This is a genomic window from Microbulbifer mixtoriginis (SeqCode), from assembly GCF_052467705.1.
The window spans coordinates 2,802,718-2,816,563 of sequence record NZ_CP174322.1 but is presented as its reverse complement, the minus strand read 5'-3'; the positions used below and the strand labels follow the sequence as shown (position 1 = coordinate 2,816,563).

At 42.5% G+C, this 13,846-nt stretch carries 14 protein-coding genes; 6 read left to right on the top strand and 8 right to left on the bottom strand.

Annotation, left to right across the window (positions count from 1 at the left end):
• Positions 1-33 precede the first annotated feature (33 nt).
• The 4 genes from ACJJIB_RS12320 (at position 34) to ACJJIB_RS12305 (ending at position 2,576) form a co-directional block, all read left to right on the top strand.
• Positions 34-459 (top strand): nuclear transport factor 2-like protein, encoded by a 426-nt coding sequence (locus ACJJIB_RS12320; protein ID WP_444886258.1) that lies wholly within the window; start codon positions 34-36, stop codon positions 457-459.
• Positions 460-1,278: 819 nt separating this feature from the next.
• Positions 1,279-1,710, top strand: a complete 432-nt coding sequence (locus ACJJIB_RS12315; protein ID WP_444886257.1) for a hypothetical protein — start codon at positions 1,279-1,281, stop codon at positions 1,708-1,710.
• Complete coding sequence (locus tag ACJJIB_RS12310) at positions 1,700-2,251, top strand: hypothetical protein (RefSeq protein WP_444886256.1); 552 nt, start codon at positions 1,700-1,702, stop codon at positions 2,249-2,251. The genes ACJJIB_RS12315 and ACJJIB_RS12310 overlap by 11 nt, the downstream gene beginning before the upstream one ends.
• A gap of 175 nt (positions 2,252-2,426) precedes the next feature.
• Positions 2,427-2,576: a hypothetical protein gene (locus ACJJIB_RS12305; RefSeq protein ID WP_444886255.1), complete on the top strand. Its 150-nt coding sequence runs from the start codon at positions 2,427-2,429 to the stop codon at positions 2,574-2,576.
• A gap of 417 nt (positions 2,577-2,993) precedes the next feature.
• Here the strand turns inward: ACJJIB_RS12305 and ACJJIB_RS12300 are convergent, their stop codons facing one another.
• The 4 genes from ACJJIB_RS12300 to ACJJIB_RS12285 form a co-directional block, all read right to left on the bottom strand.
• The gene (locus ACJJIB_RS12300; RefSeq protein WP_444886254.1) at positions 2,994-3,983 is read right to left on the bottom strand and encodes a zinc-dependent alcohol dehydrogenase family protein; all 990 of its coding nucleotides are present in this window, start codon (positions 3,981-3,983) and stop codon (positions 2,994-2,996) included.
• Positions 3,984-4,121: 138 nt separating this feature from the next.
• Positions 4,122-4,970 (bottom strand): enoyl-CoA hydratase/isomerase family protein, encoded by an 849-nt coding sequence (locus ACJJIB_RS12295; protein WP_444886253.1) that lies wholly within the window; start codon positions 4,968-4,970, stop codon positions 4,122-4,124.
• Positions 4,971-5,022: 52 nt separating this feature from the next.
• On the bottom strand, positions 5,023-5,841 hold the full coding sequence (locus ACJJIB_RS12290; RefSeq protein WP_252081706.1) for an SDR family NAD(P)-dependent oxidoreductase: 819 nt from the start codon (positions 5,839-5,841) through the stop codon (positions 5,023-5,025).
• Positions 5,842-5,850: 9 nt separating this feature from the next.
• Positions 5,851-6,825, bottom strand: coding sequence for an LLM class oxidoreductase (locus tag ACJJIB_RS12285; RefSeq protein WP_444886252.1), 975 nt, complete (start codon positions 6,823-6,825; stop codon positions 5,851-5,853).
• A gap of 281 nt (positions 6,826-7,106) precedes the next feature.
• On the opposite strand from ACJJIB_RS12285, the gene ACJJIB_RS12280 reads away from it, so the two are divergent.
• Entirely contained in the window at positions 7,107-8,027 is a 921-nt protein-coding gene (locus ACJJIB_RS12280) for a LysR family transcriptional regulator (protein ID WP_444884794.1), read from the top strand.
• Between the two features lie 201 nt (positions 8,028-8,228).
• Here ACJJIB_RS12280 and ACJJIB_RS12275 read toward each other — a convergent pair whose 3' ends face one another.
• The 4 genes from ACJJIB_RS12275 to ACJJIB_RS12260 all read right to left on the bottom strand — a co-directional run bounded on the left by ACJJIB_RS12275 (position 8,229) and on the right by ACJJIB_RS12260 (position 12,727).
• Positions 8,229-8,768: a Dps family protein gene (locus tag ACJJIB_RS12275; RefSeq protein WP_252081703.1), complete on the bottom strand. Its 540-nt coding sequence runs from the start codon at positions 8,766-8,768 to the stop codon at positions 8,229-8,231.
• Positions 8,769-8,872: 104 nt separating this feature from the next.
• Positions 8,873-9,484 (bottom strand): hypothetical protein, encoded by a 612-nt coding sequence (locus tag ACJJIB_RS12270; RefSeq protein WP_444886251.1) that lies wholly within the window; start codon positions 9,482-9,484, stop codon positions 8,873-8,875.
• Positions 9,485-9,789: 305 nt separating this feature from the next.
• Positions 9,790-10,773: an alpha/beta hydrolase gene (locus ACJJIB_RS12265; protein ID WP_444886250.1), complete on the bottom strand. Its 984-nt coding sequence runs from the start codon at positions 10,771-10,773 to the stop codon at positions 9,790-9,792.
• Between the two features lie 811 nt (positions 10,774-11,584).
• Positions 11,585-12,727: an Ldh family oxidoreductase gene (locus tag ACJJIB_RS12260; protein WP_444886249.1), complete on the bottom strand. Its 1,143-nt coding sequence runs from the start codon at positions 12,725-12,727 to the stop codon at positions 11,585-11,587.
• A 189-nt stretch (positions 12,728-12,916) separates the two neighbouring features.
• Between ACJJIB_RS12260 and ACJJIB_RS12255 the strand changes: the two genes are divergently transcribed.
• Positions 12,917-13,717 carry an SDR family NAD(P)-dependent oxidoreductase gene (locus ACJJIB_RS12255; protein WP_252081699.1) on the top strand — a complete coding sequence of 267 codons (801 nt, stop codon included), beginning with the start codon at positions 12,917-12,919 and terminating at the stop codon, positions 13,715-13,717.
• Positions 13,718-13,846 lie beyond the last annotated feature (129 nt).

Here is a 13,846-nt window from a genome sequence, read left to right as displayed (position 1 = left end):
CCCCTTTGGTTTGAGAGTGTAAGAGTTATTTAAATGTTTGCTGAGAAAAGATATCGGAAGTATATTAGTGATTTTAACTCTACTTTCACTGGAGGAATCAGCTTGGATGATTTCTTTGATAAGTATTACGAAAAGAGTGCAACTTTTGAGTATGTTCCCCAAGCCCGTAAAAATATTGGACGCGACCAGATTCTGGCCTTCTGGGAGGGCGTCTCTGAAAAAATGCAGGAGGTGATTCTAAGTCATACTCATTTCTTGGCGGATGAAAAAACTGTAGCTTCTGAAGCGCCGATAGATTTCCTCTGTAAAGAGGATCTTGAGTGGAATGGCATAACTTATAATGCCGGCTCAAAATTCAGGCTTATGATGTGTGCTTTTTATGATGTAAGTCCAAGCAACAAGTTTTCATATGTTAGGGTATATTCGATATATAACCCGGGTTATAAGCCTGATGAGTAAAATTTGTTTGCTCGCAATTGCTCAGCTAGGATCCTAGTTCGATGTTAAATGGTTTGTTTAGGCCCAACAAGTGGGCCATAGCTTTTGGATTCTTCAAGAGTCAGTCAATAGTAACTACAATTTTGCCCATAGCCACCTTTCAAGAAGCCCACTTATCAGCTTACTGATGGTGAGAAAAAGGAAATCAGGGATGAAGGCCAGAACCAAGAACGCACTACACATAAAGACCATCAAAAATCACCTGGCCGAACCTAGAGTGCTTCTGAATGATTCCGCAATACCGCTGTGAGCTCTTGGGTGTTTGCAGAGTGACTTACACTCTGCGTTACGATTTCTCGAAAGGTCTAAACATTCCTTAGAAACCACGCCGTTCTTGAATTCTGTCTTGAAAAGCTGGCGTGTAACTTTTATTGTCATACTTCAGATCGCTGTGTAGTTTTACCATCTTAGCGAAGTGTTAGGAAGGATTGGACCACTACAGCCACGTTATTTCATAATAGTCCTTTTAATTTGTACTTCTTATATACATGAAAAGTTAGTTTCATTTGGGGTGGGAGAATCATGAGAATACTGGCTTGACGAGTATAATAAGCTAGGTTCGCTTCATTTAGTTATTTCTGAGGAGGGCTGGTTTACAAATTCGCAGTAAATCTAGCTGATCTAATTGGTTACTATTCCGTAGGTAAGTTTTTCTGGGACTCAGCATGTGAGTTTCAGCCCTCAGTTAATACAACTGGTTTTTTACTTGGGCTTGAAGTAAAACTCGTAATCGCTGATTTGGGCTATGCTGGATGCGCCGAAGAAGGTGGTAAGACAATAGTGTATAGTGCTGAGTGGGAAGGGGAAGTAGTAGCAGGTAGACCTCTTGGTAGGCTTGGAAAGATGTTTAAAATTTCAACAGCCTCTCCTGTCGGAGTTATTGAATATAGTCCTATTCTGAATCAAAAAGGTGGAAGTGTTGGTGAAGGTCATATTTTCACTTTTGGAGGTACGACAGGTTGGAGCATAGAACTGGATAAAAATAATCAATCAAAGCCTAAGTGGGATTTGTTGAGAAAACTCTCCCCAGGAATTGACGTGACAAGACAGCGCGCTTGGAGGTCTGCTAGAGGCGAGAGTACAATATTCGAAAAAGCGCTTTATGCGTTGACGGTTCAGGCACCCAAGAATCTTTGCAGCGAATGGTTTGATGAGGCTCTAATTAAGAAAACTGAAAATTTTGAGGATTTTGCTTTAGAGAATGTTAAGTAAATCTTTATTTGAGCCGATGACTTTCGTTGTCGGCTATAGTTATACAGGGTGGGTTATAACTCTAATCTTACTTTGTGTTTTAGGTTTTTTTTCATATAAAATATTTATTTTTGAAAGAGAGAGTGAATTGTGGAAATTTGAGTCGGTTAAGTGGTTGCTTATAGGGTGGGTGTTTTTAACACTATTTGCCCTGACTCTTACGTTGTCAGAATGTTTTACCATATATAAACATCGTAAAGCTATGAAAGAAGGGGATGTTAATTATGCCGAAGGGAGGGTCGTGTATGGGAAAATCCCGTTTTCCTGGAAAGAAAAAAATGGTCCTCAAAGGCCTGTAGCTAAGATTGATGATATGCTATTTACCCTGCGTAGGTCACCTAGTGAATGTATCAATAGACTTCTTTCAGAAGGGGCCGTTGGTGATTATCAAAAGCGTTTAATTTATCGAGTTTGGTACGTTGAGAAATCTGGTGTAAATACATTTAAAGGATTGCAAGATTTTACTCCATGTGTAGTTAAGCTAGAAATACTCCCAGAATAATCGGGGCAACAATTCCGGTATATGCAATTCTGAACACCCATAGATTAGAGCGAGGCATTAGCAGCGTTGCTGGCGCTAGTTCCGGTGGCTATTTCTTTATGCTTTATAGTTAAGGTGAGGTGAAGTTCAGAATATCTATGCTTGGCCTTAGAAAAATTGTGACTTTGGAGAAAAAGTGGAAAGTAGTATCGAGAGAATGGGTGAGAACTATAGCTGGGTGTGGCAGAAAGGTGACGTCGACAGTCGCCTATGCCGTGTACCCAGCGGTTATCGAGCTGCCTGCAAGCTTGTCGTACAGCCGCCGCTTACTCCTCCAAGCCTTTAAAGCGACTTTTAAATTTACGCCTGAGATAAAACCAGTATTTGGGTGAGTCGCTCAGCCTTATTGAATAGGGGAGGCGATTTCGGAAATAAAACCTCACCTTCCGAGCCCCAAATACCGGCCACCCCCACCCTCTACCCCCAAAATGATAAACCCCAAAAAAAAGATCGCACTCAGGTCCTATTGGTCATCTCTTTCCTGTTACTGATAGTAAATAGAAAAGTAAATGGGAATGGTGGCTAGTAACCAAGACTGCACTGCCTGTGTGAAAAGTCTAGATATCCCTGCGAAGCCGCGCCTTGGTTGTGAGCCACTCTGAAGGCCAGAAGAATCACGGAATAATTCAGAGGATCCCATACATGAAAAATTAGTTTTACGAGGGTTGGAGGACCCTCGCAGTACGAGAAATAAGCACTCAAATCAATCGACAGTGACGACAACTTTGCCCATAGCTTTACCGCTACTCAGCCTTGCGTGAGCTTTGCCAATCTCCTTATAGCCAAAGGATGATTCGTCGAGTACGGGTTTGACATCACCCTTTTCTACAATAGATTTAAGGGCTTTTAAAATGGTCCCATGGTCTTTGCGCCCTTGATTATGAATCATAGGGATCAACATAAAAACGACATGCAAAGAAAGGCCTTTAAGGTGGGCCGTTGTTAAGTCAAGCTCAACCATAGCAACAGTTGATATCACTTGCCCATTGAGTGTGGCTGCTTCGAATGATTTTGCCATGTTAACGCCACCCACAGAATCGAATACGATATCAAAGCCTTTGTCATTTGTGTGTTCTTTGACGTATTCCTCGACCGTTTCTTTTTTGTAGTTGATTGGTGTTCCACCGAGCTTTTTGATTAGAGCCATTTGAGGCTCTCCGGCGCCTGTTGAAAAGACCTCGGTGTCAAAGTGACGGGCTAATTGCAAGGCAATATGCCCAACGCCTCCCGAACCACCATGAACAAGGACTTTCTGACCCGCTTTAATACCGGCACGTTTTAGCCCTTCATACGCGGTAATACCAACCAGTGGTAAAGCAGCTGCTTCTCGCATGGTTAAATTTGTGGGCTTTAATGCGATCAGGTTGGCATCCGCAATCATATATTCGGCCAGGGTGCCCGGTAAATCTGCTAAACCACCGGCACAACCATAGACTTCATCGCCAACCTTATAGTCACTGACACCTTCACCAACCTCTTCAATCGTACCAGCGAAATCCATGCCTAAGATGGCGGGAAGAGGTGGAGAGAAGGGCAGTTCCGTGCCCATTTCTCGGATCATCGTATCGACGGTGTTAACGCTGGTTGCTGCAACCTTTACCAGTACATGTCCAGCCTTAATTGTTGGCTTTGCTACATCGGCTTCTTCAAATACATCTGGACCGCCAAAGGCATTTACTATCATTGCTTTCATTTTTAATTCTCAAATATCACGGGTAATAATGGTAGTTAATCAGGATTTTGGACTGATTATCAGGGCGAATTATTAATAGTCAGCCCTTAGAATAGAGAGACTCTATTTTTCTATTGGAAAGAGAAGTCTTTCCAAGGGCTAATTGATGCTCTGTACTTGCATGACCAGTTCACTCCAATTACGCTGATTTTCAATATCGTGCTCTAATCCCTGCTCATCAGCGATCGAAAACCGCTTTAGTGCAGGTGTTTTACTGGTCGCTTGATATAACCAGTAGGCTTCAGCCTTCAATGCTTCATCTATGGGCTTGTCGATGGACTCATATACGGCCTGCTTACAGGCATTGATAGATTCAGCAGGAAATTGAGAGATTCTCTTTGCTAGTGAATCTACATATTCACCGATTTCATCAGGGTCCAGTGCTTTGTTAATTGTACCTAGCCTCTCCGCCTCATCTGCATCGAAGTCTCGAGCACTTAGAATGATCTCTAATGCTCTCCCTAAACCGGTCTGGCGAGCCATCCGAGATGCGCCACCACCGCAGGGCAGTATTCCCATACCAACTTCCATTTGCATAAACTTAAATTTGCCACGTGCGGCAAAGCGCATATCCAGGGCCAGCGCCAACTCGTGGCCGCCGCCTCGAGCAAAGCCTTCCAGTTTGGCAATGGTTGCCTGTGGAACTTTACTAATTCGCTCACAAACCGCTTGTAAATCGAGTAACTTAACTTCATCTCGGGATATTGCCTCATCAGACATATCCTTTAAGAGCTCGGTGTCATAGTGACAGACCCAAATTTCAGGGTTTGCCGATTGAAAAACTACCACTTTGGTATTGCGATCCCGTTCCAGGCGCATGGCTAAACTGTTAAGGTCCGCCAGCATTTCTTGCCCCTGGACATTAACTGGCCCAAAATCAAATGTGACCGTTAAAATGCCTTCCTTTTGTGCGGTTGAGAATGTAGTAAAGCCTTCATACTTCATCATTATGTCCTTTTAGGGGGGGAAGGTATTGATTGTTTAAGTTACAGGTTATGCTTTAGGGGATTTGAGCCCCTAACTCATTAGCAACGCTTTCAATTTCTAAAATAAGCAATTCATTCTTTGCCTCATCAAGAGCATCGGGGTGTGGCTGAGACCAATTGCCCAGGTCGTTATCAAAGTACTTGCCGGTAGCACTGGAGAATTCATCACTAAGAGCTGCTCGAACCAATACATCAGCGCCAATACCTATATCTCTCCCAAGCGAGCCATAAGCCTCTTTCACCATTTTGCTGCCCAAGAATGATGCGGGGTTAATGGCAATGAATGCTGGGGCTTCATTGCCAAGGGATTTGGATAATTGGAATGTCCACATCGTAATAGCCAATTTACTCTGGGCATAAGCATCACTATCAGAGAGGAGTTGCTCACCTTTAAGCGCTTCCAGATTCACAGGCGCCTGGGCGGCAGAGGATAGATTGATGACACGGCCACTACTATTGAACAGAGTTAAAAGGTGCTTGGTTAATATATATGGTGCAATAGTATTTACGATAAAACGAATATCGTACCCTGAGTCTGTAACTGGGTTGGGTATTTTAAGTACACCAGCATTGTTTATTAGTACGTCAATATTTGAATAGTGACTTTTAACTTTTACTGCCAGTGCCTCAACTTCAGATAGGTTAGTGAGGTCTGCCAGAAAAGTGTCTATTGTGGTTTCAGGGTAATCTTGTGAGATGCTTTTCTTTACCTGTGCCAATTTAGACTTGCTTCTGCCATGCAACAGTAAAGTATGGCCTTTTGACGCTAATAGCTTTGCCGTTTCCAGTCCAATACCATCTGTTGCGCCTGTTAGTAAAATTGTCTTCGTCATTAATTATTCCTATCCTTTCAACTCTGGAAGAATATTTGTAGCAATCTGTTGAAGTGTTTCTTGTACGTCTCGTTTATTAAAGCGTAGATTAAGCGCAATATGATTAATGCCAATTGCCGCTCTTGACTTCAAATACACAGCTAATTGATTGATGCCAATGCGAAACCCCAAATGTATTGGTTGTGGCGGACAATCAGGGTCGTCAATAACATCAATATACAGTGGCTCCATAACTGGCTTGGCAGGGACCCCTTCTTCGCAGATGTTTTTTCTTAGTTGTTTAATAAAATGCTTCTGCTCTATAAGGGGCCTGGGATATGTAATCCATCCGTCGCCATTGCTCACTAGCCAATCTGGGACCTGCTGGGAGGATCCTGTTATTAGTAACGGCAATTGTTGGCCATAAGGCTTTGGCAAAAGGTCCACTTCGCCAGATACTGCCCCAAGGCGATTCTCAAAATGAGGGTAGGGGGCTGTTATTTTTCGAATATATTTGTAACTCTCACGAAAAATCTCCCCCCTATCCTTATAAGGAACATTCATCGCTGGATACTCTTCAGGGCGATCGCCGCTGGCAATGCCAAGGATAAGTCGCCCTCCGGAGAGTTGATCAACCGAGGCAGCTGCTTTTGCAACGTGTGTCGGGTGACGTAATGGCAAAATAAGACTCGCTATGCCGAGGCTAATCTTTGAAGTAGCACCTGCAAGTAATCCAAGATAGACGAAAGGATCAAATACTTGCCCGGCATCACCAAATGAAGGCACATTGAACGGCACGTCTCTTAGCCAAACGGCGCTAAAACCTAGCTCCTCAGCGAGTTGAACTCTCTCAATATGATCTGCCATAGTTGGCACAGAGGTTGTCGAGTAGTTTTCAATAGGGACGACTAGGCCTATAGAAAGTCGTCCAGGTTTAAATACGCTATTGAAGCCAGTATTGATTTCGGGAAACCAAGCTTTTCTATCTCTTTGGCCAGAAGTCACTAAACATCCCCTTCAACATAGTTGACACAGCGGGTTATGGTTGTTGGCATTGCCATGTCCTTTGCACAATTGGGATCAGTTGGCTCATATCCCATAAATGTTCTGAAGAGAGAAAATACCATCTATTTATCTCTTCTAATCGCGAACGAACTTCCTGTTATTGCTTAGCTACAAGACCTTTTGAGGGCAACTACTCAACAGCTGGGCAAAGCCTAATTCATTGGTTATTACGAATAAATGAGGTATAAATGGATTCAGAATTCTGATTTTGGATATAATTGGTGGATACGAACGGAATAAGGCTTTTTGTGCTGGCTGCTGACCTGCTCAATATCAGTTCCGCAGGGCGTCAGCTTGGGTTGGCTCCATCAGTAGCCAGTGCGCGCCTGTCAAAGCTTGAGGTTCAATTAGGGGCGGATCTATTCCATAGATCCACTCGGAAGGTCACTTTATCGACAGAAGGAGCCGAATTCCTTCCCTATGCTAGAGAGATCCTTGCCCAAGAAGATGCTGCCTTGGCAGCCCTGGGTAAAGGCAGTTCAAATGTGAGCGGAACGCTAAGATTTGCGGCTTCAAGCACATTTGTACAGCGCTTTGTAGCACCAATACTGCCTGAATTTCTTGAGCGATATCCCGGTGTGGATGTGGAGCTTAAGCTATCTGATACACAAGTTAACCTAATCGAGGGAGGCTTTGACTTAGCCCTACGCAACTATGCCGTAGAAGACAGTAGTCTTATTGGACGTAAACTTGCAGAAGACAAGAGAATCCTGTGCGCTTCCCCCAGCTACTTAAAGAAATATGGTGCTCCAAATACGCCTGAAGATCTCATTCGGCACCAGCTATTGGTGTTTATGAATTCAAAGCCCAGAAAGCTGATATCTGAAAGTGATAAACAAGCTGGATCATTTCCTCCACCGAAAGGCAAGTCTCGAGTAATTTGTGATGATGGCGCCAGCATGCGTATAGCCGCCAAGGCTGGGGTTGGGGTTTGTATGAGTTCGTTATGGAATATTCATTCTGAATTAGAAGAGGGTACACTGGTTCGGGTACTTCCGGATTACAGAATTGATGACCAGGCAGCGATTTGGCTTGTCTACCCTAAATCTAATGTACTCACTTCAAAAGTCAGGGTGTTTATTGATTTCCTTGTTGAAAAGATTGGTATTTCAGCCTCCTGGGCAAACCTGAAATCCCAATAAAGTAGCCTTCACGTTATTCAGTCGCTCCGTAACTGGAGAGATAAATTGTATAGAAAATTGAGGCTGGAACTGTAAATTTAACACTGTAAATAAGTGGAAAGTTCTAGTAGAGATGTAAGAAAGGAATTGTTGTCCGCTAAAAATACAACAACTCCCTTCTTCAACTAGAGCACAAAATTATTGCGTCTTTTGGGGTGACGCTCAGTGGTGCGTTAATCCTGAACTCCGGCTAGCCTCAAATAAGAACCAAGATCGCCTTTCAGCCTGATCAATATACTCCTCCAGTATGCTCGCAGTTGCAATGTCACGATGCTCATCGCAAAGCTCATGGACTTTGCGCATATTCGCAATCATTTGCTGGTTGTCTTCAGCAAGTTCCGTGAGCATATCTTGTGGGTCTACATAATCCGCATCATTATCTGAAGATCGTTGTAGTTTGGCGATCTGGCCAATGGAGCGAAGTGTGGTTCCCCCCAGTTTACGCACACGCTCTGCCAAGACATCGGTCATCTCAAAAATTTGACTGGCCTGATCATCAAACAGTAGATGGTAGTCCCGGAAGTGCGGACCGCTCACATGCCAGTGAAAATTCTTCGTTTTCATGTATAAGCCAAAGGTGTCTGCCAGTAGCGTATTGACAGCGGTAGTAATGCTACTCCTAGCGTTCTCGCCCAAATCAGTTGGAGCCTTAAGTCTGGCTTGATCCTTTGCGCTTACTTGTTCACTGGTTGCTTTTCTCATAGGAAGCCTCATAAGGTTATGGCAAGGGGGAGGAGCTAGAAGAGTAAATATTATCTTGGCATTAGATTAGACGCCTGTAGGTCGACTCGCCAGTCAAGCCTGGGTCACTCTGAGACTTTCGCCTTCGTTCCCGCACAATATTTAGCAGGCGTCTGGTCTAAACCAAAAGCCTTCATCAGCTGCCTGCTTGCCCCAATATAGGATCCTACTGTTGCGCCTGACCAATAGCCGGTATCACAAGTCAACGAAACGCAGTCTCCCCCAAAAGTTACAAAAGGCTGATCACGTACTATTTTGCATGTGCAAATGGCTTTGAGTGGATTCATTGGGTTGACGATACAGGGTTGATCCAGGCAATCCGTCCAAGGGTTACCTTCTGGACAGGAAAGCACTGGTTTAGTCGGTGCCTGAGCGAAAGAAAAAGTCGATAAGACTTTTTTTACACCGGTCGAGTCAGTCACAGGAATCCGGGCTTTACATGCTGACATCCCGAAGTTTAAACCCTTGTTAACATCACATTGGCAAATTGCATTTGAATCCGGATTTCTAGGGTCCGGGATACAAGGGGCGGAAGTGCATAAGACATATTCATTACTACAAATATTGCCTTCACTACTTTGAGGAGGCTTAGGCTTACCTTCTTCAGCCGCTGCGTTAAACCCTATAAAGGCAAGAGCAATCAAAATCATTATGAATAAGAATGAATGCTTCTTCATGCACATCTCCTTTATGAATCAAGGGGCGAGTAGGATGTAAGCAGACATTTACTCAAACTCAAATAATAGCAGTCGTTGATTAATAGTTGTTCCCATTTCGCTATCGACCAGACAGTGTGTGGGAACACCCCAAGAACATGACCTTTAATTGGTTGTTAAGTAGTCGTGGTTGTGGCTTATCCAGGCTTATTATGAAAAAAGCTTATAGGATCGAAAAAGATAACTGCTCTATCTCGCTCTGCCTCTGGTAGATTCACCCAACGATATTTAAATTTTGAATATATCCGAAAAGTTTATAGACAGTATTACTGAGTAGTATTGAGCCATTTAACAATTGCATTATGCTCGATATTACCTATTGTATTCATGCTTGGATGAAACCTGCCATTAATTTTGAATATTTCGATATTATCTTTCTTCAACTGCTTGTAACTTGCATATGGTGAAATTTGGTCTGAATCTGAGAGTATTAGTAGAGTCGGAGTCTGTGAGGATTTTAAGAGGGGTTTTATGTTTGTATCCTTCAAATCTATGTTAGATTTTCTAAGAGCCAAAATCGCCCCGTTGCGTATGTCTCTCTCAGGGATAATCCTGCTAAGTATGGGGTGATCAATTTTTGCATAATTGTATACAGCCTCATCAAATTGTAGCATCGGAGCTAAAAGAATGATTCCACTGATATCTGATCTTGAAGTGGAAATATGTGATGCCGTTAAGGCGCCCATAGAGCTTCCTACAATATATATTTTTCCACCTTTGATGATCCCTTCTTCAATTAAGTTGTCGATAAGAGCACTAATATATTGACTATCATCTACTCCATATTTTCTCCTGCCACCAGTATCACCATGACCGAGAAGATCCGGAACAATAACCTGAAATCCAAGAAAGCGGAAATATAGAGCAGAATCCAACATAAATTCTTTTGAAGTACGGAATCCATGCAATAAGACTACGGTGCCAAAGTAATTTCGATCTAAAGAATTTCTATTTAAGTTAATCTTAACGATATTTTCTCTTTCGCCACGGTTTAATGTTACAGAGTAGCTAAGGTTATTTTCGTCTAAAGGTGAGCCGTAATAATAGCTTATACATACCTTTTTCTTAGGTGGGCAATATTCAGTTTTCCTAAAGTCTAACTTTTTAATACGTTCAGGAGTTATTCTGTCAACAAAGGAAAAGTTTTCAGCTTTTTCTATTGAGCTAGCTATTCTTTGAGAGCAGGCTGGGATAACTATGCATATGGAGATAACAGTTAGCACCCTGGCTAAAATTGACTTGGCTTTCATATTGCTTGAGTTCAATTAGTAACTGCAGTTTGTTCATATGGCGCGTAGATAGATTCGCTGTTCCATGAATTACTCACTTGGTGATATCCCGCGACAGCTTACTCTTGATATATCAGCTTAGCTGACCCTAAAAAATATAGCTTAAACATCTATACCTTATTATTACTGTCATTCAATATCCTGCAGGCTCAAGCCCACTAGTGAGCCACAATCGTTTCAATTTGGAATAGTGCATACCTGCCAGTAGAGTAGGGTGGTAGTTTTACCGCACTTCCTTAACCTACTTACTTCGCCTGCTCTCATACCGTTCCCGCATCATCACGGATATGCTTACAGGGACGGTACCTCAAACCTTCAGAAATACCAGTATGGCGAAACCAGTGGACAATAGCCGCCTTAAGCATTTGGTCGCAAACAGTGATCGTACAGCCTTTGTATCTTTACCTAAAATGTGAAACCATTAGTTTGCGCCGCAATCTTTCTTGGAATCACCCATAGCGGGTAACGATCTTTAAACAGCAACCAACTCAGAGATTCACAAGTACATAGCGAATAGGCTGCTCATAATGAATAAGGATAGATCGTGAACAGTTGGCGATGTCTCGGCCATAATCTCAGAAGTTCCGCTATTAACATCCCTAATGCTTATCTCAGCCTAGACGAAATTGAAGATCAATTAGTAGACAAATGATGTGTCCGTTGTTGATGGATCGAGTCCAAGCATGTAAATCACTATAAAGAAAGCTGCAGAAGCGGCCAGAGTAGAGCTTAAAACCAATCTAATTTGATGTAATAAATATGAATAGCCTCGTTATTCCCGCTGCGCTTCCCATTCCTTTTTCAAGCTTTCCTCACTCCAACCATGTCGGCCGGCTTGGGTTTCAAAAAATGGAACCCAGTGACTTTCAAGTACTTCAACTTCATCAGACTTTTGATTTAACTTCTTCCAACCAGTACCACCTGGCATACGACAGTTTCTACCGCCCGGTAACGGGGGAGTATTCTGTATAGCTTTCGCAAAACGATCAGACTTAGCCTTTACTTCGGAAATAGGGCCGAATTTAGAGGGATCAATACATATATAGTAACTACCACCTACTGAGGTAGCCTGTGCCTTACCGTTTATGAAGTCTGCTAAAGTGGGAACCTCTGGGGTTATGATACCTCTAGGATTTATGATGCCTGTTAGTAACTCGTTCCATAGATTCAGCATATAAACCCGGGGTTCGTGAAGATTCTGGAAGCAGGTCTGATCATATACACGACCATATCCCTCGACTGGAATTGCATAAGGAGCCAAATCATTACCCAGCTCACCTGTATCCGGGTCAATTACAGCATTATATTTAAGCTTGGTACCTTGCAAAACAGCCTGTGCAGTATCTGCATCATACCACTCACACAGTTTCGTGCTCATCCAGACCGGTGGCTGTTCTCCGCTTGGGCCTATGGCATCAAGCGGCGGTACGGCAATTGTATTTCCCATACCGCCCAGTGGGGAGCACATGGGTACAGAGTTATTCGACGCTTGTGCTACACAATCGGCTTGATGAGCAAGCCACGTGTATGCGCCAAAACTGCCAGCATCATTATGATTATGAGCAAATACTATTGAAATGCCTTGCTCTTTTGCTTTTTTGATCGCAGTCTGGGCAACTTTCGTCATCGTATAGTATCCAGATGAGCGTTTACCATCAATTGATGCCCAATTAGGACCTTCATCAACGATCTCAGGTTCAGCTTTGATATCCAACATTCCCATTTTATGGGTCAAATCTATGGCTTCATAAACACCGAGTCCCTGATTTAGTTTGCCCTGGAATATTCCGATCATTAATGCATTTGCCACCGCATTGCAGTGCTCATCGCTTGCCCCCTCAGCTTTCCATATCCTTCTAATGCAGTAACTTAAAAAATCTCCACTTGTTTTTCTCGTTTGTGCATCAGCATTCATATTTTCTTCCAGTTATATTAACCTGTTGGTCAAAGTATAGATGGGTATCAATGGAGAATTACAAACTATAATTTTATGATTTATCCAAAAAATTAATTGTAGTAAATTAAAATCTAGCTCTAAATTTATATTTAAACAATTAGGTAGTTAGCTACTATATAACTAGCCATTAATCTCAGAGCCTGCTTTATGAAAAAACTCTCAGGTAAGATCGCGATTATAACTGGTGCTACCAAGCAAAAAGGGTTGGGTCAAGCTGTAGCAATAAAACTAGCCTCATTAGGAGCAACTGTGATCCTTGCAGGGAGAGAAAAGTCAAAGGATAGCCTTGAATGTAATGTTAAAGAAATAGAATCTAGTGGCTGGGAGGCTACATATATATTTATAGATATGTCAAAACCTGATCAAATAGATAATGCAGTTAATGACCTGGCAGATAAATTTGGTCGCATTGATATTTTAGTCAATAACGCTGGGGTTGGATTTGGATCCGCCATTTTAAATGAAAATGAGAATAAAGATTGGGATATTAATTACAGCATCAATGTAAAAGGTGCATTATCTATGTGTAAGGGAGTACTGAAGATAATGGAAAAAGAGGGTTCTGGGGCAATAGTCAATGTTGCATCTACAGCTGGTATCGGGGTTTCTGCGGGTATGCCATATCCTTATATAGCTACAAAGCATGCATTGGTAGGTGCAACCAAAGCTTTAGCTTTAGAATATGCAGACAAGGGCATAAGGGTTAATGTTGTAGCACCTGGTGCAATCAATACAGATATGTTGCAGCAAGCTTATGCGGCAATAGCTGAAGGCGAAGGAATTTCTATTTCTCAGGCAGCCGAACAAGAAAACTCATCTATACCGTTAGGGCGCCCAGCAGAACCCTTTGAGGTTGCTGCGGCAATAGCTTTTTTAGCAAGTGATGAGGCATCGTATATTACAGGTGTTGTATTACCTGTAAGTGGAGGCTTGTCTCCAGGAATTTAGTAATATTTAAGAGGTAATAGCTTACTTTTAGGTTCATATAATTATATTGTATTTAATAAGATTTCCATGTGAGCATTCAAAATGCTCAGACTTGTACTTTCCCACTCATTTCTTTTGAAAAAATTAATC

Bases quoted from the DNA above. Each gene is read 5' to 3' on its own strand.
- ACJJIB_RS12300 (WP_444886254.1), bottom strand. From the start codon at position 3,983: ATGAAAGCAATGATAGTAAATGCCTTTGGCGGTCCAGATGTATTTGAA.
- ACJJIB_RS12295 (WP_444886253.1), bottom strand. From the start codon at position 4,970: ATGATGAAGTATGAAGGCTTTACTACATTCTCAACCGCACAAAAGGAA.
- ACJJIB_RS12265 (WP_444886250.1), bottom strand. From the start codon at position 10,773: ATGAAAGCCAAGTCAATTTTAGCCAGGGTGCTAACTGTTATCTCCATA.
- ACJJIB_RS12275 (WP_252081703.1), bottom strand. From the start codon at position 8,768: ATGAGAAAAGCAACCAGTGAACAAGTAAGCGCAAAGGATCAAGCCAGA.
- ACJJIB_RS12320 (WP_444886258.1), top strand. From the start codon at position 34: ATGTTTGCTGAGAAAAGATATCGGAAGTATATTAGTGATTTTAACTCT.
- ACJJIB_RS12260 (WP_444886249.1), bottom strand. From the start codon at position 12,727: ATGAATGCTGATGCACAAACGAGAAAAACAAGTGGAGATTTTTTAAGT.
- ACJJIB_RS12290 (WP_252081706.1), bottom strand. From the start codon at position 5,841: ATGACGAAGACAATTTTACTAACAGGCGCAACAGATGGTATTGGACTG.
- ACJJIB_RS12255 (WP_252081699.1), top strand. From the start codon at position 12,917: ATGAAAAAACTCTCAGGTAAGATCGCGATTATAACTGGTGCTACCAAG.
- ACJJIB_RS12310 (WP_444886256.1), top strand. From the start codon at position 1,700: ATGTTAAGTAAATCTTTATTTGAGCCGATGACTTTCGTTGTCGGCTAT.
- ACJJIB_RS12270 (WP_444886251.1), bottom strand. From the start codon at position 9,484: ATGAAGAAGCATTCATTCTTATTCATAATGATTTTGATTGCTCTTGCC.